Below are 1569 nucleotides of genomic sequence, written 5' to 3'. Positions count from 1 at the left end.
GCCTGACGAGCTACCGGGCTGCTCCATCCCGCGTCACTCGCATTCGAATGTCTGATCTCTGATACACGAACGGCCGCGTGTAAACGCGGCCGGAAGTGTCACGGCCGAAGCCGTCATTGTGATTGAGGGTTCTGGACTTCTTTGTTTGCACGCGGCCCGGGCAGACCCGGCAGCGACCTACTCTCCCATGCCTTAAGACATAGTACCATCGGCCCTGGGGGACTTAACTACCGAGTTCGGGATGGGATCGGGTGGGGAACCCCCGGCATAGCCGCCAGGTCGGCGCGAGCCGCGCGCAAATTTCAGGATGACATTGTCTTTGTTAGTCGCGTTCTTCAGGGCGACGCAGTCGTCGCCGTGCATGAACGATGAGCGTTCAAGCCGATTGAGCGATTAGTACCAGTCAGCTTCAAGCCTCGCGGCTCTTCCACACCTGGCCTATCAACGTAGTAGTCTTCTACGGCTCTCTAGGGAAACCTAGTTTTGAGGGGGGTTTCACGCTTAGATGCTTTCAGCGTTTATCCCGTCCGCACTTAGCTACCCAGCTGCGCTCTTGGCAGAACGACTGGTGCACCAGAGGTGCGTTCATCCCGGTCCTCTCGTACTAGGGACAAATCCTCTCAAGTTTCCAACACGCACGGTAGATAGGGACCAAACTGTCTCACGACGTTCTGAACCCAGCTCACGTACCACTTTAAATGGCGAACAGCCATACCCTTGGGACCTGCTCCAGCCCCAGGATGTGATGAGCCGACATCGAGGTGCCAAACCGCCCCGTCGCTATGGACGCTTGGGGGCGATCAGCCTGTTATCCCCGGAGTACCTTTTATCCGTTGAGCGATGACCCTCCACACACGGGATCACCGGATCACTATGACCGACTTTCGTCTCTGCTCGACTCGTCAGTCTCGCAGTCAGGCAGGCTTATGCCATTGCACTCAACAACCGATGTCCGACCGGTTTGAGCCTACCATCGCGCGCCTCCGTTACTCTTTGGGAGGCGACCGCCCCAGTCAAACTGCCCGCCATGCTGGGTCCCGGATCCAGATAATGGATCGCGGTTAGACGTCACCGAAAATCAGGGTGGTGTTTCATCTTTCGGCTCCACGAAAGCTGACGCCTCCGCTTCAAAGCCTCCCACCTAGCCTACACAAATCGTCGATAACGCCACAGCAAAGCTGCAGTAAAGGTTCACAGGGTCTTTCCGTCTAGCCGCGCGAACTCCGCATCTTCACGGAGAATTCAATTTCACTGAGTCTACTGCGGAGACAGCGGGGAAGTCGTTACTCCATTCGTGCAGGTCGGAACTTACCCGACAAGGAATTTCGCTACCTTAGGACCGTTATAGTTACGGCCGCCGTTCACCGGGGCTTCGATTCAAGGCTTGCACCTCTCCTCTTAACCTTCCGGCACTGGGCAGGAGTCAGACCCTATACGTCGCCTTGCGGCTTCGCAGAGCCCTGTGTTTTTGATAAACAGTCGCCACCCCCTGGCTTGTGTCACTGACGCCAGCTTGCGCTGGATCAGTCCCTCTTCTTCCGAAGTTACGAGGGCAATTTGCCGAGTTCC

Annotated in this window: 2 rRNA genes (1 of these 2 cut by a window edge); both read right to left on the bottom strand. The window is 56.8% G+C overall.

What is annotated here, in order from left to right:
- Positions 1-164: 164 nt before the first annotated feature.
- Positions 165-279 (bottom strand): 5S ribosomal RNA (gene rrf / locus VF769_RS01085).
- Positions 280-372: 93 nt separating this feature from the next.
- A 23S ribosomal RNA gene (locus tag VF769_RS01080) occupies positions 373-1569 on the bottom strand; it runs 1592 nt beyond the window's last position.

Source organism: Vitreimonas sp., from assembly GCF_036392335.1.
GTDB lineage: Bacteria > Pseudomonadota > Alphaproteobacteria > Caulobacterales > Aquidulcibacteraceae > Vitreimonas.
The sequence above is the reverse complement of the archived record's forward strand: the minus strand, read 5'-3'. Positions and strand labels throughout refer to the sequence as shown.